Source organism: Steroidobacter sp. (genome assembly GCF_036402275.1).
Classification (GTDB): Bacteria; Pseudomonadota; Gammaproteobacteria; order Steroidobacterales; family Steroidobacteraceae; genus Steroidobacter.
This window is the reverse complement of the sequence record NZ_DASWTF010000041.1, coordinates 218144-239224: the sequence shown is the minus strand read 5'-3', so window position 1 is coordinate 239224 and position 21081 is coordinate 218144. Positions and strand designations below refer to the sequence as shown.

The 21081-nt window shown below is 60.6% G+C and carries 16 protein-coding genes; 5 read left to right on the top strand and 11 right to left on the bottom strand.

Translation table 11 applies throughout. The annotated features are described in order from the left end of the window. Positions 1-404: 404 nt before the first annotated feature. Both VGD45_RS26330 and VGD45_RS26325 read left to right on the top strand, forming a co-directional pair. Positions 405-3287, top strand: coding sequence for a TIM-barrel domain-containing protein (locus tag VGD45_RS26330; protein ID WP_331158357.1), 2883 nt, complete (start codon positions 405-407; stop codon positions 3285-3287). Positions 3288-3552: 265 nt separating this feature from the next. Next, on the top strand, positions 3553-4698 hold the full coding sequence (locus VGD45_RS26325) for an alpha/beta hydrolase (protein ID WP_331158356.1): 1146 nt from the start codon (positions 3553-3555) through the stop codon (positions 4696-4698). 599 nt (positions 4699-5297) lie between these two features. Here VGD45_RS26325 and VGD45_RS26320 read toward each other — a convergent pair. Next, complete coding sequence (locus VGD45_RS26320; protein ID WP_331158355.1) at positions 5298-5927, bottom strand: hypothetical protein; 630 nt, start codon at positions 5925-5927, stop codon at positions 5298-5300. 532 nt (positions 5928-6459) lie between these two features. Here VGD45_RS26320 and VGD45_RS26315 point away from each other — a divergent pair. Further along, positions 6460-7065: a PQQ-binding-like beta-propeller repeat protein gene (locus tag VGD45_RS26315; protein ID WP_331158354.1), complete on the top strand. Its 606-nt coding sequence runs from the start codon at positions 6460-6462 to the stop codon at positions 7063-7065. A gap of 184 nt (positions 7066-7249) precedes the next feature. Here VGD45_RS26315 and VGD45_RS26310 read toward each other — a convergent pair whose 3' ends face one another. The 6 genes from VGD45_RS26310 to VGD45_RS26285 all read right to left on the bottom strand — a co-directional run bounded on the left by VGD45_RS26310 (position 7250) and on the right by VGD45_RS26285 (position 12220). Continuing rightward, the gene (locus VGD45_RS26310) at positions 7250-7741 is read right to left on the bottom strand and encodes a serine hydrolase domain-containing protein (RefSeq protein WP_331158353.1); all 492 of its coding nucleotides are present in this window, start codon (positions 7739-7741) and stop codon (positions 7250-7252) included. After that, positions 7738-8298 (bottom strand): serine hydrolase domain-containing protein, encoded by a 561-nt coding sequence (locus tag VGD45_RS26305; protein WP_331158352.1) that lies wholly within the window; start codon positions 8296-8298, stop codon positions 7738-7740. Before VGD45_RS26305 ends, VGD45_RS26310 begins: the two co-directional genes overlap by 4 nt. 354 nt (positions 8299-8652) lie before the next feature. Continuing rightward, a complete protein-coding gene (locus VGD45_RS26300; RefSeq protein WP_331158351.1) occupies positions 8653-9357 on the bottom strand; it encodes a thiol:disulfide interchange protein DsbA/DsbL in 705 nt (234 codons plus the stop codon). A 10-nt stretch (positions 9358-9367) separates the two neighbouring features. Beyond that, positions 9368-11179, bottom strand: coding sequence for an asparagine synthase-related protein (locus VGD45_RS26295; protein ID WP_331158350.1), 1812 nt, complete (start codon positions 11177-11179; stop codon positions 9368-9370). A 15-nt stretch (positions 11180-11194) separates the two neighbouring features. After that, complete coding sequence (locus VGD45_RS26290) at positions 11195-11914, bottom strand: lasso peptide biosynthesis B2 protein (RefSeq protein WP_331158349.1); 720 nt, start codon at positions 11912-11914, stop codon at positions 11195-11197. A gap of 144 nt (positions 11915-12058) precedes the next feature. Continuing rightward, positions 12059-12220, bottom strand: coding sequence for a hypothetical protein (locus tag VGD45_RS26285; RefSeq protein ID WP_331158348.1), 162 nt, complete (start codon positions 12218-12220; stop codon positions 12059-12061). 582 nt (positions 12221-12802) lie between these two features. Between VGD45_RS26285 and VGD45_RS26280 the strand changes: the two genes are divergently transcribed. Both VGD45_RS26280 and VGD45_RS26275 read left to right on the top strand, forming a co-directional pair. Continuing rightward, positions 12803-13156 carry a DUF4156 domain-containing protein gene (locus tag VGD45_RS26280; RefSeq protein ID WP_331158347.1) on the top strand — a complete coding sequence of 118 codons (354 nt, stop codon included), beginning with the start codon at positions 12803-12805 and terminating at the stop codon, positions 13154-13156. 280 nt (positions 13157-13436) lie between these two features. Next, the gene (locus VGD45_RS26275) at positions 13437-14297 is read left to right on the top strand and encodes a hypothetical protein (RefSeq protein WP_331158346.1); all 861 of its coding nucleotides are present in this window, start codon (positions 13437-13439) and stop codon (positions 14295-14297) included. A gap of 25 nt (positions 14298-14322) precedes the next feature. On the opposite strand, the gene VGD45_RS26270 is transcribed toward VGD45_RS26275, so the two are convergent. Genes VGD45_RS26270 through VGD45_RS26255 form a run of 4 tightly spaced genes read right to left on the bottom strand, consistent with a single transcriptional unit; the run spans position 14323 to position 21078 of the window. After that, positions 14323-14706, bottom strand: coding sequence for a nuclear transport factor 2 family protein (locus tag VGD45_RS26270; protein WP_331158345.1), 384 nt, complete (start codon positions 14704-14706; stop codon positions 14323-14325). 16 nt (positions 14707-14722) lie between these two features. Further along, positions 14723-16579 (bottom strand): DUF885 domain-containing protein, encoded by a 1857-nt coding sequence (locus VGD45_RS26265; RefSeq protein ID WP_331158344.1) that lies wholly within the window; start codon positions 16577-16579, stop codon positions 14723-14725. Further along, complete coding sequence (locus tag VGD45_RS26260; RefSeq protein WP_331158343.1) at positions 16580-18886, bottom strand: TonB-dependent receptor; 2307 nt, start codon at positions 18884-18886, stop codon at positions 16580-16582. Next, complete coding sequence (locus VGD45_RS26255; protein ID WP_331158342.1) at positions 18883-21078, bottom strand: PQQ-dependent dehydrogenase, methanol/ethanol family; 2196 nt, start codon at positions 21076-21078, stop codon at positions 18883-18885. The genes VGD45_RS26260 and VGD45_RS26255 overlap by 4 nt, the downstream gene beginning before the upstream one ends. Between the last annotated feature and the right edge of the window lie 3 nt (positions 21079-21081).

Here is a 21081-nt window from a genome sequence, read left to right as displayed (position 1 = left end):
AGGAAGTTCGTACGCGAATGGACGGCAACCCGACACGCAAGTGAGCCCGTTGAAAAGTCAAACCGTCTGTGTGCGTCGATGATTGAGCAGCAGCGGGCAGTTGATCAACCCGCTGCACTGAGATCGCGGCCGCCTCGGCCAGCATGTAGGTAGCGCTACCTTGTAGATCGGCCGTGCGTATACACTCATTGGCGATGCACCTGCCATCGCTTTGCCGGCGATGAATGGTTTGGAATGCCGCTGTGGTCAGCGACCGCTGACTGTTGCATGAGGCTGGAAAGTGGAGCCGCCCCGCGCGCGCACCGTGAGGCTGGAGGATTTGTTCAATGAGGACGATCGGTTGGATGGCTACTGCGTGGGCGGCAATGCTTGTGCTCTGCTTGGAGAGTTCAGCCGCCGCACAAATGTCCGCTTCAGACGCTCCATCGCGTCAGGCCGCTGTAGCAGCGACCGGGCTCGACGACAAGGGTCATCTGAAAGCAGTGTCGCCGCCGGTCGACGGTGCGTTCACCTATGTGCGCCTGGCAAGTGGTGTGCAGGTGCGCGTGGGCGCTACCACCAAGAACGTGATCTTCTACGGGCCCAGGACGGTGCGAGTAAACGCCAACCTCGGCGAGAACTACTGGACCGCGCCGAGCCTGGTCGTGATCGGCAAGCCGCAGCTCATTCCGTTCACGCTGAGCGAGAGTGACCACGCACTGACGATCGATAGCGGGATGCTGCGCATCGAGATCAGCAAAGCGAGCGGCGCGCTACGCTTCTTCGATGCTGCTGGCGGGCTCTACACCGAGGAAAAGGCAGACGCGCCGCAGGCGCTGAAGAAAGTCACGATCGCAGGCGCGCCGACGCTGGAAGCGCGCAACGTCTTCACGTTGCGCCCCGACGAGGCGATCTATGGCTTCGGTTTCAACGGCGAGGACCAGAGTAACCGGCGCGGCAAGGAGCTGCTGCTCGTCCAGACCAATGTCGGCATCGTCATCCCGGTCATGATGTCGTCACGGCGCTATGGGGTGATGTGGGACACGTATTCCCAGATGCGGTTCAAAGATGATGGCGAGGGTGCATCGCTCTGGGCCGAGAGCGCACCCGGTGGCGTGGATTATTACTTCATGGCCGGCGAGACGCCCGACGCGGTGATCGGCGCCTATCGCGCGCTGACCGGGCAGGCGCCGATGTATCCCAAGCAGGCGTTCGGCCTGTTCATGAGCAAAGAGCGGTACAAGACGCAGGACCAGTTACTCGACGTCGCGCGCGCTTTCCGGAAGGAAGGCTTCCCGCTCGATTATATCGTGCAGGACTGGCAGTACTGGGGCTCGGACAAGGATGGCAGCTGGAGCGGGATGATCTGGGATCCAGCCCGCTATCCCGATCCAGCCGGCATGATTCGCCAGGTTCACGACATGAATCTCAAGTTGATGGTATCGATCTGGCCGTCGATCGGTAACGACACTGCGCTGGCCCGCGAGTTGGACGAGCATGGGCTGCGATTCGAGCCGCTGCACTGGATATCTAAACATGCGCGCGTGTACGACGCGTATAGCCCGCTGGGACGCCAGATTTACTTCAAGCACATCAAATCGGGGCTGCTCGACAAGGGTGTCGATGCGTTGTGGATGGACGGCACCGAGATCGAAGTCGCGAGCGCGATGTGGAACGCGCAGGACAACATCCGCGATACGAAAGCGCTGGGATCGAATGCTCTTGGCGATTTCACGCGCTATCTCAATCCCTATTCGCTGCTGACGACGCAGGGCACTTATGAGGGGCAGCGCGCGAGCAACGACAAGCGAGTCTTCACGCTGACACGCTCGGCCTGGGCCGGCGCCCAGCGCACAGCCGCCGCTTCGTGGAGCGGAGACATCTTCGCCAGCTGGAAGACGCTGAAACAGCAGGTCGCCGACGGCGTCAACGTGACCGTGACGGGCAATCCTTATTGGACTCAGGATGCGGGCGGATTCTTCGTTGCCGATTTCCCCGGCGGCGAGAAGAACCCGGCATGGCGCGAGCTGTACGCACGCTGGCTGCAATTCTCCGCCTTCAACCCGATCATGCGCATCCACGGCACGAACGTCGAGCGCGAGCCTTATCTTTTCAAGTCGATGGACCCGCAGGTTTATGGCTCTCTACTGAATAGCACGCGCCTGCGCTATCGCCTGCTGCCGTACATTTATGGCTTGAGCTGGCAGGTCACGTCGAACAACTACACGCTGATGCGGCCGCTGATGATGGACTTTCCCGACGATCGCACCATCCACACAATCGACGACAGCTTCATGTTCGGCCCGTCGCTGCTCGTCCATCCGGTCACGCGGGCGATGTATCACCTCTTGCCGCCGCCTGCCACGACGATCCCGACCGAATATCTGCGCACGCCGGACGGTCAACCCGGACTCGCCGGCCAATATTTCGAAGGCGAGAACTTCGAAACTCCGAAGAGCCGCTTCATCGACACCAGAGTGGACCACACCTGGCCCGACCCGCCGCTGGCCGAAGTGCCTGCGGGGCTATCGACCCTGTCGCACTTCTCGGCGCGCTGGCAAGGGACGCTGACGGCGCCCGAGGACGGCGAGTACGAGATCGGCATCGAAGGCAACGATGGCTATCGCCTGATCTTGGACGACAACACGGTGGTTGAGGACTGGAACGCGGGTGCAGCCCGGTACAAGAGCACGACGAAGACGTTCCGCAAAGGCCAGGTCATCAAGGTCGCGATCGAGTACTACCAAATCGACGGCAATCGTGTGCTGCGCCTTGCGTGGCGACGGCCGAGCGAACGACAGGCGCTGAATGCGCCTGCACCTGCCCTGAACTTGTCGATGGCGACCTATCTACCCAAAGGCGCGGATTGGTACGACTTCTGGACGAACCAGCGCTTCGCAGGCGGCGAGTGGGTGACGCGGCAGGCGCCACTCGACATCCTGCCGCTCTACGTTCGAGCCGGTTCGATCGTTCCGATGGGACCGGAAGTGCAGTATGCGACGCAAGCGCCGGAAGCGCCGCTCGAGGTGCGCATCTATCCGGGTGCGGATGCGCGGTTCACGATCTATGAGGACGACAACGAAACCTACGCGTACGAGAAAGGCCAGCGGGCAACGTATCACTTGGTCTGGAATGACCATGCACGCACGCTGACGATCGACGCGCGCCAAGGCAGCTTTCCGGGCATGGTGCAACAACGCAAGCTGAATATCGCGGTGATGACTGCCGCGGGCCGAGGCGGATTCGAACCTGTGCGCGCCACCAAGCAAGTGACTTATGCGGGCAAGCGTATCGTCGTTCAGTTGTGACGAAGTGAACGAACGCACGATCTTTCCACATCAGTCATGCCACCAATCCAAAATTCGGCGTTTCTCAGGAAACTCGGCGATGCTGGGTTCCGTTCGCGAGCAGCCAGACGCTGACGGCGTTAGTCTGAATCCGAAGCGTTGCTTGAATCTCTTATCCCGATGTTCAATTGATCCGCAACTCGCGTATGAGGAATTCGAGGTCTCGCGGTAAGATCGCTGCGCACGACGGAAGTGGCAGGCACGTCCAGCAGGAATAGGTGGCAAAATGGGTCTTACGCGCAGCTTTCCCCGCATTGCTCTGCTGCTCTCAGTATTACTTGTACCTTGGGCTCGTGCCTCCGAGGCCGCGCCATGGCGCGATCCGTCGCCGCACAAGGTGAGGTTCAGTACAGTCGCTGAGAACGTTCAGCTGGAAACGCTCGATTGGGGTGGAAAGGGTCGGCCCATCGTGTTACTCGCTGGCGGTGGTAACACCGGCCATGTGTTCGATGATTTCGCGCTGAAGCTTCGCGAGCGTTATCGAGTGTACGCGGTGACACGCAGAGGTTCTCCGCCTTCCAGCATTCCAGAAGACAGTTACTCCGCCGATCGCTTGGGGGACGACGTGGTCGCCGTCATCAGCGCGCTCAAGCTCACTAAGCCCGTTTTGATGGGACATTCCTACGCTGGATTCGAACTGAGCAATGTCGCTTCCCGCTACCCAGAGCAGATTGCCGGAGTGATCTACCTCGACGCGTTCCATTCGCTAGACCCGGACTACGAGGCAGAAGGGTTCTACAAAATTGTCGAATGGAAACGGCAACTGCGTGACTTCGAGCAGAGGCTCGATGACCTCATGGCTGAGCCCTGGGACTCGCGCCCGCTCGCCAGGCAGATGCTTCAGGAAAACCTGCCTCAGCTTCAGGCCATTTTTGAAAGGCTGATCAGAATCGAAGACGGTCGCCCACCGCGACCGGATCCGACGCCGGCGGACCTTGACAGTTTTCGTACGCTCCAGGCGTGGTATGCACGGGGCTCAAAAGTTGTATTGCCCGAGGCGGAGTTCCGAATGATGCTGGCCACGGATGCGGACGGCCGCCCCCTCATGAAATTTCGTCGCCCGCCTTTCGTTGGCCCCCAGATGGAAGCGGCCAAGCGCAAATACACCGATGTTCGCGTACCGGCGCTCGGTATCTTCGCTGCCATGAACGACCCAGGCACCGTCGCTCAAGGCGATCGGGAAGCCCGCTCGAATTCTGAAGCCTACACGTGGTTCCAAGATGAGCGAGCCAAGAGACAAATGGCACTGTTTCAACGCGACCTTCCTCAGGCCCGGGCGGTGCGCATCGAACGAGCCGATCACTATGTTTTTCTGTCGAATCAGAAGGAAGTGCTGGAAGAGGTGAACGCCTTCATCGCGACACTGCCGTGAGCACCAGCCCAACCTATCCAAGACGGCGTAGCCCGGCAAATCTCCTGCGAAACGCCCGAACCATGGATCTCGAATACTTCGCAGGCCGCACGGTTACGGTCACACGGGAAGAGTTCGAACCATTTGCCGGGACAACATTGGCTACCGGGAGTCAACGAATAGATCTCCGGGACCCTGATTCGAACCAGCCTTTGATTAGAATTTGGACCCAGAAGTTTCGATGGGTCACCAAAATGCCTCCGAAACTGGTGGTGACATTTGCTGGGTCGTGGCCTGAAACAAAACGAGCCGAAGATCTCTGGGTCAAGCGACAGAAGACTGAACTACATCGAGTCGGTCATACAGCTGCAGGTTCAAATCCCCTCTGCGCAACAATCCATTGAGGGCCACTGAATTCCACCGGCCTCGAGAGCGATCAATCGCGGACACAGACTGGGACTGTAGAAACAGCGCTTAGCGCTTCGTCGACACCACTCCACTGAGTCCGCACCATGACATAGAAGCCGTCCGCGACGCGTGTGGCTCGGACCTCGACTTTGCTGAAGTCGAGGTTCTTTCGGCGACCCATGGGCAGACTCAGTCCTCGCTGCCCGCGGAGCTTACTTCTGCCCCATCGCCTGCATGAGCTCCTGGAACAGCGCATCCGCTTGACCTTCGGATAGATTGTGCGCCGCGACGATCTTCTCGTTGCCATAGCTGAACGCGATGTAGAACGCGGTGGCCGCGGCCATGTCCCGAGTGATGGCTTGCGAGCCGCTGCGGAAGATCTCGGTTGACTCGTCTCGCGAGTTGCCGATGTGCCAATTTCGCGCATCTTTCAGGCTGTAGGTTCTGGGGCCGAGGGCAATCGTTGATGGAGTCACCGCGATCGGCGGGGATGTGGTGCTGACCTTGAGGACGCGTCCGAGGAACCTGAACACCAGCAAGGCCCCGATGAAGAAGATGCCGGTCGCAAAGAGTCCCACAGTGAAGCTATTAGCCTTGCCACCGACACAGCCGCCGGGCGCCGCGCAAATGAGAAACAGGACGATGTATCCGAGCCACTTCACGACAGTCAGGTTGCGCTGCAGCTGTTTAGATTTGCCGAGCACGAATCGTGTCTCCTGGCCGGCAGTCGTTTTGGTAAACCCATAGTCCGCAGCAATCACTTCGGTCATTGGCGTTCTCCACGGTAAATTTGTTGACCGCTTGATGGCATTCGTTGACTTGTTCTTGTGAACGTCGGCCACAACACGCTACTGCCGCAGGGTCGGCACCGTCAATCAGGCTTGCGTTGTGGGCGCAAGTTCTCAATCAGTCGGTCCGAGAACTGTCGCGTTGGTTCACACGCGCGAATACCCCTAGTCGCAAACTTGAGCGCGGGGGACCGTCGCACGGGGCGCCGTTCTCCTGATTCCACAAACGGCAGCCTCAGAGGCTCCCATTTTGCCGGCTTGAGCGACGTCCGATGGAACAATATGCCGTGTCTGATTGCTTCGCTCCTGACGACGTCATCCGTCACGCCGGGCTCGTCATGGCTCACGCAGCAAACATCGCGGCTCGGCGCACCACTGCCATGCCCGTGCTGTACCATGATGGAACCGTCGTAAATTTTGGTCCTCTCATGCGGCTTGCAGTTATCATGCTATCAGCCCTGCTCGGAGCGAATGCCTGTTCGCGTACCGATCCCGCGGTGAAAGCTGCTGAGCGGCCGACGCCTCAAGCGCCCTCAGCGCCGCGAGCCAGAGATCCTCGGTGCGTCGGGAGCGACGTGCGCAATCCATGCTCGCTCTATTCCGTTTCTCTGATAGAGCTCATCGCACGACCAGAGCGTTACGACGGCCGGCGCGTCAAATCGCGGATGGCCGAAACAAGTACCCAAACTACGCCTATTATGGCGCGCCAATGATCAGCTCCCCGGGGCACATCGTATGTTTCAGCGACGGCCAGTTCTTAGCCAGCGTCGCGTTAGAAGAGAACTTCGCTCATCGCGCACTGATTCGTTATGACATCGCCAATGGTGTCATTAGCTGGACATCCACCGATGAATATCTGACCTCCCCAGCAGCCACGCAAGGCCAGGTGATTGCCGCAAGCAACGCTACCGGGCGCCTGGATGCACTCGACGAGCAGACCGGGCTGGTATTGTGGTCATGGTCCGCGCCGTCCGGCGAAGCGTTCATTCGGAACATCGTTGCCGCGAACAATGTGGTGTTCGTGAGTACGGACCAAGCGGTATATGCGATCGATATCGCCACCCACCAACAGGTATGGCGCTATGCAAGCCCCGGTGCGCTTGCCATCGCCAATCATCAGTATCTGCTCATCGCCTCACCGGCGAGACGGGACAATGCACAGGCCACGCTGACAGCGATTCGCCTCAAATAGTCTCAGCAGTCGATTCCGATGGCTAAGCCTACTGTGCTCGTGGCAACGTGGCGCCACGATCTGATCGCCATCGCCGGCATGAATTTCGAACACGACCAGGAACATAGCAAATGCCTTCGCCCGCACCGTCTCGAAAGCATCCTTTCGCATGCCCACTGTGCACCTGGTGCGGGTCAGTCATTCGCTAGAGCGAAGGAATCAGATCGCGGGTGAGCAGCGTGCGCGTCAAGGCGTGCGGCTGTCGTTCGTTGAAGTTGGTCGTGGTGATCACAACGACTGCTCGCTTCTCAGGGAGCAGAAACACCGCATTGCCTCCGGACCCCGACATTGTCGGGGCCGTAATGATCGAATCGCCGTTGGGAATCTTCATCAGCCACCATAGATAGCCATAGTCGGCGTCTTCACGTGCGGTTGCCTTCGCAGACAGCGACTGGTGGACCCATTCCTGCGGTACAACTTGCCGTCCACCGAAGCGGCCTCCGTCCAGGTACAACTGCCCGAGCTTCCACAGGTCACGAGTCCGCAGAGCCAACCCGCCTCCCGCTTGGGCAAGGCCCAACGGCGAAAATGGCCACTCCGGCGCCTCGATGCCCAAAGGGTCGAAGAGGCGGCGCTGCGCATACGCCGGCAGGGGTTCGCGCACGGCCGTCTGGATGACCTCGCCAAGAGTGGTCACGCCGGCCGTGCAGTATCGGAAGCTACGGCCATAAGGAGAGTCAGCCGGCTTCGGCATCCAGGGGGAAATCCTTGCACCGGCAGGTCGGCATAGAACTGCACCCAATCTTCGATCAGGTACATGCGCTCCTCGTTGCCACGCGAAAACTGATCCTGATCATTGCATTCGACGATCGAGGACATCGTCAGAAGGTCCTCGACATCGATGGAGCTCTTGCGGCGATCCTTGTTCAGCATGTGTTTCCGGCGCGAAGCAGGGAGTAAATCGAAGATGCGGGCGGAAGCACCGGGAATGTGCCCATCGGCGATGGCAATCCCGGCCAGCATTCCCGCAACAGTCTTGGTCACTGAGCGGGTATTCCGGCGTCCCTCGGCGCCTTGCGTATCGAAGTAATGTTCGTAGACGACCTTGCCGTCCTGCGCGACCAAGATGCTCGTGATGGACTTGAATTCACCTTGTTCGACGGCCTTTTGGGCGCGTTCGAAGCTGACCCCGTCTGCCGCCGTGGTGGCGAACGATGCAGCGGCCAGGCAGACGCCGAGCAGTGCTCGATTCATTCGTTTCCGTTCCTTCGGGTAACTCGGGGCGGGAATCGAATCTTATCCTGCTGCACACGGCAAGGCGAACGTTGGAACTGATCTAGCCAGCCAAGCCAGGCCAGGCCGCGGAAGTAGATCACCTCACTCGAACCCGAATCGGGACCGCAGGAACATCGCGTAGCGCTTCTTCGGTATTACCTGCATCCACTGAAGGCTACAGAGCGCTCAGGAATACTACGCCGGGCGGCAGGCTGCGCCCCGTTGCGGTCCGATTCTCGGAAGCGCTCGCGGAACGCTTGGGATGGAGCAACCCTCACCACTCTTCGAATAGCATGTCGTCGCCATAGTGAGCGATTCGCCACGATGACGGGACTATGGAGTCCTAACCGTCTTGCCTTCCAGCTCGGTGAGATCGTCGACCAGGCGCATGAGCGCTTCGCCCCTGCGGTCGGTACGACTCACGTCGGTCTTGTATTTTCCGTTCACCAGTAGGGTCGGCAGCTTGGTGACTCGATAGTGCTTCAACAATCGCTCGGCGTTGCGCAGGTGCATTTCGACTTCATTCGAGCCGTACGCGTTCATGAACTGCTGCGGGTCGATGCCGTGCTGCCTGGCAAATTCCAGCTGCATCTGCAATGTCTGCTGCTCGTCGCTCGCGGCCAGCCTGTTGCCCTGGGCATGGATGGTGTCGAAGATGATCCCGTGGAGATCGGTGCGGCCCAGCACCTGCAACGTATAAAACAATCGGGCGTGCTGCGGACCGAGGTCCCCCCAGAGAGTAGGAACGCGCTGAAACTCGACGTTCCGCTGCTTCTTGCGATTCCACAAGGTCACATGCGGGTCCATCGTGTAGCAATGCGGGCAGCCGTACCAGAAGAATTCCACCACCGTGACCTTGCCGTTCGCGCCCGCCATCCCGGCGAGCGGCTCAAAGACTTCGTAATGCGTGCCGGCCTGCCACCGATCGTGTTTGCCAACGACGAATTCCGTAACGGGCGTGCTGTCGACCGGGGCGCGCTCACAAGCTGTCATGGCCAGGACCAGTGACATACACAGCAGTGTTCGGCGCAGTCCCATGGCTATTCCTTCAAGCCGCCGACCAGCTGTTGATCCAGGCTTCGGTGCTCAAGTGATAAACTAACAGTTCGTTAAGCTCTTCGCGCATCCGCGACCGCGGCGCGGTCAACGCCGCCTCGACTCGCCGCCGATCAAGAAGTTGCTGCTTGACCAGGTGACCGTCCAGCAGCATCGCTTTGATGTATTGCAGATTCCGTTCCCCCACCCGATGCAGATAAGAGTCCAGTCCGGCCTTCCCCCGGCGAGCCACGATGCTCTTCGGCAAGTCTTGCGCGAACGCCTGGCGTGCAACAGCGCGATCCCTGCCTCCCGCCGCCATGAAATAGGTCGGAGTACGCAGGCAGACCTCCATCACCGGCTGCGAGAACAGCGGATGCACGCGTTCGGCCGCGACCAGGCGTTGCAGCGGATCGTAGTAAGCGAATGGGTGGGACATGGCCCCGACATGCTGCAGTTTGCCTTCAGGAACACCGTCGATCGAGCGCAGCCATGGGTGAATCCAACGCTCGTTCCCACGCACGGCGGCGACGACTTCAGGCCTCACCAGCGGCTGAGGACGCCCCATATGCGCCAGGGGATCGCATGGACGCCGCAGCAGGCCGCGCGCCCATCCCGACTTGAGCACTGACCAGACTGATGTTCGTTCGGCGCGCGCGACGTGTCCCGAAAGCCGCCACGCGCTCAGCAATGCTCGTGAGTACAGATAGTCACTCACAGCCAGCTCGCCCTGCCCCTGAAAGAAAACCTGATCGCCGCCGATACCCTTGAAAACGGCCGAAGCGCCGGTCCGCACGGCCAGTTCATTCTCGAAGCTGCCCTGCTGGACGGAGTATTGGTAAACCGCCGGGCGCGGACACTTTGCCACGCCCGAGAGTGCCTCCAATTTCACCGACGACGCATCGAGCTGCCGCTCGATGAGCTTGCAATCGAGGTGGCTTGCGGCCGCCCTTGCGAACCTACGCTCATCCGTGTCGGTCGCCGCATCGTGAAAGTAGTGCAGGCACGTGATCGACGGTTGGGACGGCGCCGTGCGCAAGCAGCTGAGCACAATCGAGGAATCCAGCCCTCCCGACAGGGAATGCACGATGCCCGGGTAACAGGATGCCCACGCCCAGATACATGCGCGCGTGGTACCTCGCAGCTCCTGGACCGCGGCGTCGAAGCTCTCGAAGGGCTGTGAGCGGCTGATCTCCACGGGATTCCAATACAGCAGCGAGCGCGTGGCGCCGCCAAAGTGATGTTCCACGCATTCGCCCGGCGCCACCTCCGCGACTTCGTCAAGGCCGGTCTCGCGATTCTGCAACCGCCAGTTGCACAGGTACGCCGCAACGAACGACCAGTTGATCGAAAACCTCGGCAAGCCAAGGTCGAGACAATCGGCGTTGGAGAAATAAATATTCACGCCCTGAATGGTGTAGCGGAAGCACGGCAAATGACCGGTCGGATCTCGCAGCACGTATGTGCTGCGAGACTCGGGCTCGTGCAGAAATGCGACGTAGCGACCCCAGTAACGATCGATCAGCGCTCGCCCGCCGGAGGCGACGATGGCAGCAGCTCGTTGCTGATCGAGCTCGACTCGCCGGGCGACGTGGTGCGTGACATCCGGCTTCTGGAAAAGCCGACCGAGTATGACGCCGCTCTGATCGGGCAATAGGTGAATCTCACCTCGGTCGTCCCGCTCACTCTTGTAAAAAACCACCGCGCGCGGTCCGATGTGGACACTGCGCCAACCGGCCAAGGCGCTCAACTTCGAGGTGAGCCGCCCGCTGGCCTGCGCGGCGGATTCCGACCCGTCGCAAACCAATGCTATGAAACGCAACATGCCGCATTCCCTGCCTTAGGCTGCCATGATGGGCGTATACACGGACACACGATCGAGGCTGTCATTGAGCAGCGTCTCGCCGTGCTGAATCCAGGAATGCGCCATGAACGACGGCGAGCTGCGTACGCCGATCACCCATTGCGGCTGCAATCCCTCGCGCAACAGGAAATAGAGCATCGCGAGCGAGTCGAACAGGCAGGCGTCGTACGCGTTGTATGTGAACGCTCGCATGCGATCAAACAGACGCGCCCATTGCCGGATAGCGAGTTCGTGCTCGCCTTCACGACGGATGGCCCTTGCCCGCCGACGGCGAACGTCGTCCACGATCCATTCCATCGAACGAAAGCGCAGATGGAATCGAGCTGCCGTCACCGCAGCGACGAACGACAGCAAATGTTTCAAGCGCAGCGGTATCTCGCCTTCGTCGGCCGTATCGATCGCACTATCCGCGGGCACCGCGACCGGCGGCGGCGTCAGCTCCTTGCCCTGCGAACGCTCGCTCGTGAGCAGACCTCGCTTCAGCATACCCGCCGCTATTCGATTTCCGGCCTCGGCCGTCGGCAACGGCGCTCCCGTTGCAAGCTGGGGCCAGCCGGCCACCAGGCCAGCAAGCGAACGCGCGCGGCTCGCTTCGAGCGCCAGGTATCGATCCGCTTTGAGATCCAGCAGAACCATGCTGCCGCCGCTCAAGCAGGCAAACGCATGCTTGGATAGAAAGTAGGCCGGCCCCGGCACGAGTCGCACTCCTGTGGATCAACGCCGGTAGCAGGCTGTGTGACGCCCCCTGACTAACGAAGGCTCAAACAGCGCCGACGCGGCGAAGAGGGGTGTGCAGCAGCCGAGGCTGCCGCACACGATAGTAAGGACTCAGAACCTGGATTATGGACAGTAGACGCGGCCCGGCTCGCAGTCGATCCCCTCGGTCCTCAGCCACCCGTCGCCGCGGGTCTCTTTGGACATTGTGCCGAGATCGATCAGATCATCCCCGTCGAGCATCGTTTCCGCCTCGACGATTCCTACGTCTTCCAAAGCATGTTTCATAGCAGTCTCCTTCCGTGTCCATTGCTACATTGGCGCCTGCGCGGAGCGCAGCAATCCGAGTATGCCTCGCGGCTCTCGGCGCTTGCAACGTCAACGATATCAGCGATTGAAACGATCCTTCGCGGCGGAACTGTCTCGTTCGGAATATATCAAGATATTTTCAGCGACCTTGCGGTCTACTGGGTTGGCCGGGATCTACTCCGCGCCAACACCGAGGTTGCAGGAACAGCGGGTCTTATCTCACACGGATTCGGACCGCAAGCGCAGGAACAGCGTGTAGCGCTTCGCCGCAGTGATCCTCGCAACTATCGACGGTCGGGAGTCGGCGGCTGGCATTGCCCATATTGCCCCCATTAGTCACTCAGCCAGGCGAGGTAGACACACGAGGTGTGCGTCACCTCACAAGTATCCGCACGGGTACTGCAGGAATAGACCCAATCGCTTCTAGGCGATGATCAGGTGAGCGGACGCTCAGGGCCGAGAATGCCCTCTCGACCGGCCGAATATTTGCTGGGCGGCGTTCATTCCGTGTTAAGCCGTTATTCTTGATCATCCCGCCACAACGTCGACAAGGAGGACGTCATGAGAAAGGTTTCTTTGTTTGCATTCGTGGCACTCGCGGGTTGTGCGGCAACGCCACTGCAACCTGGCGCCGAGATGGTCCGGGTAACGAACACAGAACCGGGTTCCGAATGCGAATTTCTCGGCGACATCACGGCAAACCAAGGCAATTCATTCACCGGTCCTTTCACAACCAACGAGAACCTCGAGACTGGCGCGCGCCACGATCTCAAAAACAAGGCTGCGGCCCTTGGCGGTAATCTCGTCGTGCTACTCACCCAACGCGCCGGCCAGACGGGTACCTTGGGTGAAATAAGCTCGGTCGAGCAAACAAACGTCACGTTGAGCGGAAACGTATATCGCTGCCCGACGTGACGCGCAGCGGTTTGATGTCGCTCGACTGGAAGGGTCCCGGCGCGTTTTTGTGGAACCTTGGGCATGTCACGTTACAGATCTCTTTGAAGACGCGCGCGGAATGTATATCGCTCGTCGCGATGGCTGCTTCCTTGCAAGGATTCCAATGGAGTCTAGTGCGGCTTTTGCCCCTAGGCACCTCGTTTCGATCACCTCACGTACACTCGGAATAGTTGGAAGCATCTCGCCTTCCGTGTACCTTCGGATGCACAATTGTGTGCCCAAAGGCAAGGAAGTACGCTTGTCCAGCAAGAGGCAGTCTTTGATTTTCTGCGCCGCTGCCATAGCGCTCCTAGCGATGACCTCGGCTGCGTGCAAGCGCCCTGCTCCCGAGTCCTCGGCACCCGCCATAGAGTTCCTGACCGACAACTTCGATCTTGATGGCATTGGCTGGATGTCCGAACAGGCGGACGAAAACGGAGTCGATCTAAACGTGAGCGGATTGTGCGCGATCGATAGAGACGTCGCGTTTCTTTTCGGAGGCGTAGGCGTTGCCGCCGGCACGATCCGCTCGTTTCTGCTGCGGACCGTCGATGGTGGCAAGAGTTGGCATGAGGTGATGTCCCCCGTACTCGGCAGCGAGTTGACCCATGTCGCCTTCTCGGACCATCAGCACGGTTGGGCGCTGGCGCTGTGGAGCGTCGAAGGACCCGGCACCATGCTGCTTTTCGGTTCCACGGATGGAGGAAAAACCTGGCGTCAGCTCACTGAAGTCCAACGATCGCAAGGCCACGCTGTACCAGACGGTTTTCCTCTGAGCATGACCTTCACAAGCGCGCTGAATGGTGAGATCGAGCTCGCCTATGAGGGCGAATCTACGTCGATCGACGACACCCGGGAGGAGATAGAAACGCTCGCATCTGACGACGGCGGCGTGACCTGGAGTATGGTTCGACGCGAAACGCGCAATCGGCTGCCGGTGGAGACACCGGCAGCGCATCACGACTGCGGCTTCGAGAGCACCGATTGGGAGCTTCATACGCGCGCCGCCGGTGACTCGATCACCGTTCGACGGTTCGACCGTGAGCAAGGCCATTGGCGCGTCGTGACGTTGCCACGACATTTCCAATACAAGCGAGGGCGTGTCCTATCCTCACCGTAGATCGGTGGGCCAATCCTAAACAAACTCAAAACATCCCGTTCGGATTGGCCGCTTCCTCAGGGAGGACCTGCAGAACATCCCAATGCTCCACAATCCTGCCATCCTCATCGAGCCGAAAGATGTCGATGCCGGCATAGTCGTGATCGCCGGGCCAATGCTGGAAGCAGTGGAGGACGACAACGTCGCCCTCCGCCACGGCTCGCTTGACGATCGCCTGCTTGCCGGGCCACTCGCGCGCCATGCGTTCGAAATAATCGATGAAGCCGGCCTTGCCAGTCGGGACGTGCGGATTGTGCTGGATGTACTCGGCGCCCACGTAACGCTCGATGGCTTCACGCGGCCGACAATCGTTGAACATCAACTCGTAGAAGGCAATTACGTTTGTCTTGTTCCGATCGAGGTCGGCCATTTTTATCTCCTGCCGCTCAGCGGGCCATTTGCTCTGCGATCCACCGGTCGATGCGCCGGTCGAGCAGGTCGAGCGGCATCTGAGCGCGGCCGATGATCGTGTCATGGAAGCCGCGGATGTCGAACTTGCTGCCCAGTCGATCCTCCGCCCGCTTGCGCAGTTCCTCCATCTTGATCATGCCGATCTTATAACCGGTTGCCTGTCCCGGCATGATGATGTAACGCCGCACTTCGGCGCGGATCTGACCTTCGGCGGCTGGTGAATTCGCGAGGAAATATTCGACGGACTGCTCCTCGGTCCATCCCTTCGAGTGCAGCCCGGTGTCGATCACCAGACGGATCGCGCGCCAGATCTCGGTCGTGAGGCGGCCGAAGTCGGAGTATGGGTCCTGGTACGCGCCCATCTCCTTCGCCAGCTTTTCGGTGTAGAGGCCCCAACCTTCCTGATAGGCATTGAGGTACAGATATTTGCGGAAGTTCGGGATGTCGGTCAGCTCGCGTGCGATCGCGAAGTTCATGTGATGCCCTGGCAACGCCTCGTGATAGGCGATCACCTCCAGCTGCGGGATCGGCATTGCCCGCATATCCAGGAGATGTGCGTAAAACACACCCGGCCGCGACCCGTCCGGTGTGGAAAAGTAGTAGTGCTGAGGCGCGCCCGCGACCTCCCGATACGCTTCCACGCGTTTAACGACAACGTCGGCCTTGGGCAGGATGCCGAAATATTTGGGCAACTGCTGCTTCATGAATGCGATGTGCGCCGTGGCGGCGTCGATATAGGCTTGCCGTCCTTGGTCCGTGTTCGGATAGTAGAAGCGGTCGTCCTCTCGAACGAATTTGAAGAATTCCTGCAGCGAGCCCTTGAAGCCGACCTTTTGTTTGATCTGCTCCATCTCGCCCTTGATGCGCGCGACCTCGTCGAGGCCGATCCGGTGCACCTGCTCCGCCGTCAGCTGGGTCGTGGTCGAGCTGGCGAGCACCGCTTCATAGAAGGCTTTGCCATTCGGATTCTTGCCAACGCCGGTCGCGACCGTATCGGCCTTCGGCAGTTCGGACTCGAACCAGGCGATGAGTTGATCGTAGGCCGGCTGCCACTGCTCGAGCAGCACCTTGCGCGCCGCGGCCTTGTACGCATCGGCTTTGGCGGAATCGATCTTGCCCGCATTGACCAACCCGTCCACTTTATTCTGGACGTCAGTCCACACCGCACTGTTGCCTTCGCCAGCAAACGGCGCGCCGGTAATGAGCGCGCGCGCCTGCGGGATCATCGTTTCATAGGAGAAGCGCGGCACACGCGAGCCTGCGGCCGCATTCAGCTTGGCGATGTCGAGAAGCTGAAGCTGCGCTCGCGCAATGCCGCCGATGCGAGCGATATAGGCGTCCATGTCGGCCGGCTCGTCCACGCGGTGGATCTGCATCAGGAACTGCGGGATCCGAGTGTGCGGCCCGTACAGCTGGTCGAAGACATAGACGTTGCGCTTGAACTTCGCGAGCGACGCGGCATCTTCATACCGATAGATCCACAGATCGTAGGAAAGCTGCGCGTCCGGCGGCAGCTTCGCCCGGTCGAACTTCGCCTTCAGCTCCTCGACCGACTGGCGCTGCCATTCGAGCGCACGATCTCCCGCCGCTTCGGACATGTCGTCGATCTTGTCATAGTCCTTCTTGTCCCCTGCATAGGCTCGCTCCATCGGACTCAGATCGAGCTGTTCCTCATATTTCTTATCGAACCACGCGTTGATGCGCTTGGTCTCGGCGTCCTGCGCCGCTGGCGCGACCGCAACCGGTGCCGGCCTGTTCGCCGAAACCGCCACGCCCGCGCTTGCAGACGCCAGCAGGGACGCGCCAATCAACAATGCCTTCGAAATACGCATTTAGAAGTTCACCCTCGCTCCGACCCCAATCGTCCGCGGCCGCAGCGTTGTCGCCGTCGATGCGCCACCGGCACGACCGAAATCCAGATACGGTGTCTCATCCAGCAGATTGTTGACATACAGCCGGTACTGCCAGTCGCCCCGGAACACGGTGAAATTCATATTCACGATGTCGTAGGAATCCTGGACCTGGGCCATGTTGGCGACGTTAGCCGAGCTCCCATCCGGATACGTCACGAGCATGGTCGTATCGAACTGACGCAGGCTCGAGTCGCGGTATTGATATTCGGCGCGCAAGGTCGCATCCATCGTGGCGCTCAACTGGAATTTGTAGTCGCCGTAGACGTTGCCCATCCACTCCGGCGTGTCGAGCACGGACTGCCCCACTTGCGCCGACACTCCCGGCGAGGATTCCGTGATCTCGGCGTCGGTGTAGCTCGCGGTGCCGCCCAGCGTCAAGTGATCTGTAACCGCCGCTTCGATGGCAAGCTCGGCGCCTTTGATCTCGGCGGCGCCGACGTTGCCGACGAATTGGAAGCCGCACGTCGGCAGGCCCACCTGCTGCTGAATCTTGCTCCAGTCCGTGTAGTAGACGGCGGCATTCACGATCGCGCTACGGTTGAGAATCTGATTCTTGCTGCCGACCTCGTACGTCCACAATGTATCGGGGTCGAAGCTGGCGGGCACGCGATCGATGCCGAGGCGCTCGAAGTCCGGCTCGCATAGCGGGCTGTTGGTGTTGAACCGGTTCGGTCCGCCCTGGCGGAAGCCCTTGCTCGCGGTCGTGTAGAGCATGTTGTCCTCGGTCGCGCGCCACGTCAGCCCCACTTTCGGAGTGAAGCCGTCTTCCTTGCTCTTCATGTTGTCGACGGCGCTCGGGCCGCCGTTGAACAGGCCATCGAAGAGGCCGTTCACAGTCTGCTCGGCCTCGAAGTAGCGCAAGCCCAGCGTCAGATCCAGGGTCGGCACGATTTCGTACGTCAGCTCGCCGAAAGCGGCGAACTGTGTGCTATCGGTGCGTTGATCGCCAAAGTAAGCGATATCGACGCCCACGCCGGACGGCAAGCCGGAGCCGACGGTGGTGACCGTCTGCAGCAGACGGTCCTCCTGATCGCCGTAGAACACACCGCCGACCCACTGCAGCCGGCCGCTGAACGCGTCGCCGGACAAGCGCAACTCCTGTGTGAACGTCTCGGTCACGGTATCGGAGCTGTTGTAAGAGTTGAGCGGCAGGAAATCCGGAACCAGGAAGCCGATGAACAACGAGTAATCGTTGTCCATGTCGATCTCGCGATCCACGTACGCGCTAATCGAGGTCAAGGTCGCGCCGCCGAAGTCATTGGTGATCGTCAGGCTGTAGACACCGACGTCATCTTTGGTCGGCGACGCTACGCGATCGGATGTCGCGAACTCCGGCAGATTGGTAAAGAAAGAGTCGGGGGAATCTTTGTCGCTCTGTTGATAGTACGCCGCCGGCACGATAGTAAGCGTATCGGTCGGCGTGTACTTGGCCGACAGTCGCATCGCGAGCAGATCGCGCTCGTTGATATCGTCGCGATCGAGCGTACTGAGCGTGGAGTAACGTGTCGGCTCGATCGGCGCGGGTGGCATTGTGGTGCTGCGTGTCCACACTTCCGTCTGAGCGTTGGGCACATTGTCGACGTAGCCGCCGGTCCTACGATAGGAAACACCGCCACGCAAGGCGAGCTTTTTCGCCACGAGCGGGATGTTCGCGACGCCTTCGGCCTCATAAGTCAGGTCGCCACTGCGGGTGCTTGCCAGGCCGGCCGCGGTCGAGAACGAGGTCTCGTCGATCTCCGCCTGACGGCTCACATATTTAATGGCGCCGCCCATGGCGCTGCCGCCATACAGCGTGCCTTGCGGGCCTTTCAGCACTTCGACGCGCTCCATATCGAAGAACGCCGGATCGATGGCGCCGGCGAAGCCGGTGGAGATGGACACCAGCGAGATGTCGTCGAGATACACGCCCACCGTGGGGCTCGACGCCTCGGTGCTGACGCCGCGAATCGCGTACCGGCTCTGGCCAGGCTCGACACCGGCGAACGAAACGCCGGGCACGCTACGCAAGAGGTCCTGGAACTGCGTGATGCCTTGTTGTTCGAGCTGCGCGCCGGAGACGGCGGTGAGCGCCATCGGCACGTCTTGCAATTTTTGTTCGCGCTTCTGCGCGGTCACGACGATTTCTTCCAAAGCGCCGGCGCCCTCCTGTGCCCGGGAATGCAACGGGAATGTGCTGGCGATGACCGCGGCGGTGGCCGCTGCCGCAAACTGGGAGCGAGTGTTCACTGGTTGACCTCGGGACTGGACTCCGGCACGTGAGGCGCCGATTTGTGGGTGTTCTGCGCAGCTTCGTAGGCGCGCCATGCCGAATCGACGACGGCGGCGCGAATTTGCTGAGCTTCCGCGGGCGTGATCAAACCAGCGAACGAGCCCATGCCCTTCGCTGCACGCACGCCCTTCAAGACGACGTCTTCGAACTGCTGGTGAGTCTCCGCGCTCATCCAACGCAAATCGGGAATCGCGCCCGGCCCTTCGTTGGCGTGGCAACGAGCACAGTTGCGCTTCAACAGGGCGTTGCCTGCTTCGATGTCGGCCGACGAGCCGAAGCGCTCGACAGCGGGACGCCGCACTGAAGTCTCCCGACGCAATTCAGCCGGCTTGGGCACGGCGCCACCGTCGAGCTTGAATGTGACGATGCGGCCGGCGTTGCCATATCTCTGCGCAGCCGTACCGACAGGATGCACACCGCCCAATGCACCACCGAAGCCGGCCATGACGGCCACGTACTGCACACCATCCAACTCGTACGTCATCGGCGCGGCCATGATGCTCGTGCCGATGTCGATCGCCGCGATGGGATGACCGTCGGTGGCGCGATAGATATGCAGCGCGCCGGTGGATCGGCCCTGAAACACGAGATTGCCCGACGTGGTCATCGCGCCGCCGCCATTCCAGATCGCATTCATCTGGCCGGCCCACTGGCCCGACGTGTCGACTTCCCACGCGACTTTGTTCGCAACCGGATCCCACGCGCGCAGGAACCCACGAATCGTCGTATCGGGTTGACCTTTCGCGAGCTCGGAGAGCGGCGGCAGATGTTTCGTGTGCTCGGACTCCAAGCCCCAATCGCCCGCCTGCTGCGCTGGGAATGCGTAGATCGCGCCGATGTTGATGCCGCCTTTGGCGTATACGTAAGGCGCATCCGGAACCCAGAACACCGCGCTCGCTTCCAACGCCGGGATGTAGACCAACCCCGTGTCAGGATTGAAGGCCATCGGGTGCCAGTTGTGTCCGCCCGATGGCGCAGGAAACACCAGCTTCGGTCCCTTGCTGTAATCGCCCTGCTCCGTTTCGATGGGTCGTCCGGTTTTCTCATCGACGCCAGACGCCCAGTTCACGGGGACATACGGCTTCGCGGACAGCAACTCACCGGTTGCGCGATCGATCACGTAGAAGAATCCATTCTTCGGCGCCTGCATGAGAACCTGGCGCGTCCGGTCGCCAATCTTCAGATCGGCGAGGATCATCTTCTGCGTGGCTGTGTAGTCCCACTGATCGCCAGGCGTGGTCTGGTAATGCCACACGAGCCGACCCGTTTTCGGATTGATGGCGAGAATCGAGGAAACATACAGATTGTCGCCGCCACTCGGACTACGCAGCTTGCGCGGATACAACGCGGAGTTGCCTACCCCGACATACAGGAGATCCAGCTTGGGATCGTAGGCCATGCCGTCCCAAACGGTGCCGCCCAGGCCGACCTCCCAACGCGAGTTGGGATCCCAGGTCTTCGCCGCTTGCTCCAGCTCGGGATGTTCGAACGGACCTTGCGCGCTACCGGGTACAGTGAAGAAGCGCCATGCCAACGCGCCAGAGTCGACTCGATACGCACTCACGTAACCACGCGCATCCAGTTCGCCGCCCGAGTTACCGATGACGACCACGTCGTCGGCGACGTACGGCGAGCCGGTGACGGTGTAACCGCGCTCGTGATCGACGATAGTGTCGACCCGCCAGAGCGCTTTGCCGTCTTTGGCGTCGAGCGCCGACAGTTGGCCATCGATGGATGCCGTGAACACACGGCCTTCGGAGAACGCGAGGCCGCGACTGACGATGCCGCAACAGACTTTGCTGGTAATGGCATTGTCGACCTTGGGATCGAACACCCAGCGTCGCTGACCCGTGCGCGCATCGACAGCATGCACGAATCCCCAAGGCGCACTGGCATACATCACGCCGTCGACGACGACCGGCGTCGACTCCTGACCGTGCGTGGTCGCCAGATCGTAATCCCAGGCGAAGCCGAGTCGCCCGGCATTACTCTCGTCGATCTGTTTCAGCGGGGAATGATAGGTCTGCGCGGCATCGTGGCCGCCCGTGAGCCAACCCGCGTCAGTCGATTGTGTGGATGGCGATTGCTGCTTCGAGCAGGCGGATGCCAGCCCGACAGCGACGATTGCTAAAGTCAAAGCTCGCAACATCAG

Excerpts from the sequence above, each read along its gene's own strand:
- VGD45_RS26330 (WP_331158357.1), top strand. The coding sequence starts at position 405 with ATGTCCGCTTCAGACGCTCCATCGCGTCAGGCCGCTGTAGCAGCGACC.
- VGD45_RS26325 (WP_331158356.1), top strand. The coding sequence starts at position 3,553 with ATGGGTCTTACGCGCAGCTTTCCCCGCATTGCTCTGCTGCTCTCAGTA.
- VGD45_RS26315 (WP_331158354.1), top strand. The coding sequence starts at position 6,460 with ATGCTCGCTCTATTCCGTTTCTCTGATAGAGCTCATCGCACGACCAGA.
- VGD45_RS26305 (WP_331158352.1), bottom strand. The coding sequence starts at position 8,298 with ATGAATCGAGCACTGCTCGGCGTCTGCCTGGCCGCTGCATCGTTCGCC.
- VGD45_RS26300 (WP_331158351.1), bottom strand. The coding sequence starts at position 9,357 with ATGGGACTGCGCCGAACACTGCTGTGTATGTCACTGGTCCTGGCCATG.
- VGD45_RS26295 (WP_331158350.1), bottom strand. The coding sequence starts at position 11,179 with ATGTTGCGTTTCATAGCATTGGTTTGCGACGGGTCGGAATCCGCCGCG.
- VGD45_RS26285 (WP_331158348.1), bottom strand. The coding sequence starts at position 12,220 with ATGAAACATGCTTTGGAAGACGTAGGAATCGTCGAGGCGGAAACGATG.
- VGD45_RS26280 (WP_331158347.1), top strand. The coding sequence starts at position 12,803 with ATGAGAAAGGTTTCTTTGTTTGCATTCGTGGCACTCGCGGGTTGTGCG.
- VGD45_RS26270 (WP_331158345.1), bottom strand. The coding sequence starts at position 14,706 with ATGGCCGACCTCGATCGGAACAAGACAAACGTAATTGCCTTCTACGAG.
- VGD45_RS26265 (WP_331158344.1), bottom strand. The coding sequence starts at position 16,579 with ATGCGTATTTCGAAGGCATTGTTGATTGGCGCGTCCCTGCTGGCGTCT.
- VGD45_RS26255 (WP_331158342.1), bottom strand. The coding sequence starts at position 21,078 with ATGTTGCGAGCTTTGACTTTAGCAATCGTCGCTGTCGGGCTGGCATCC.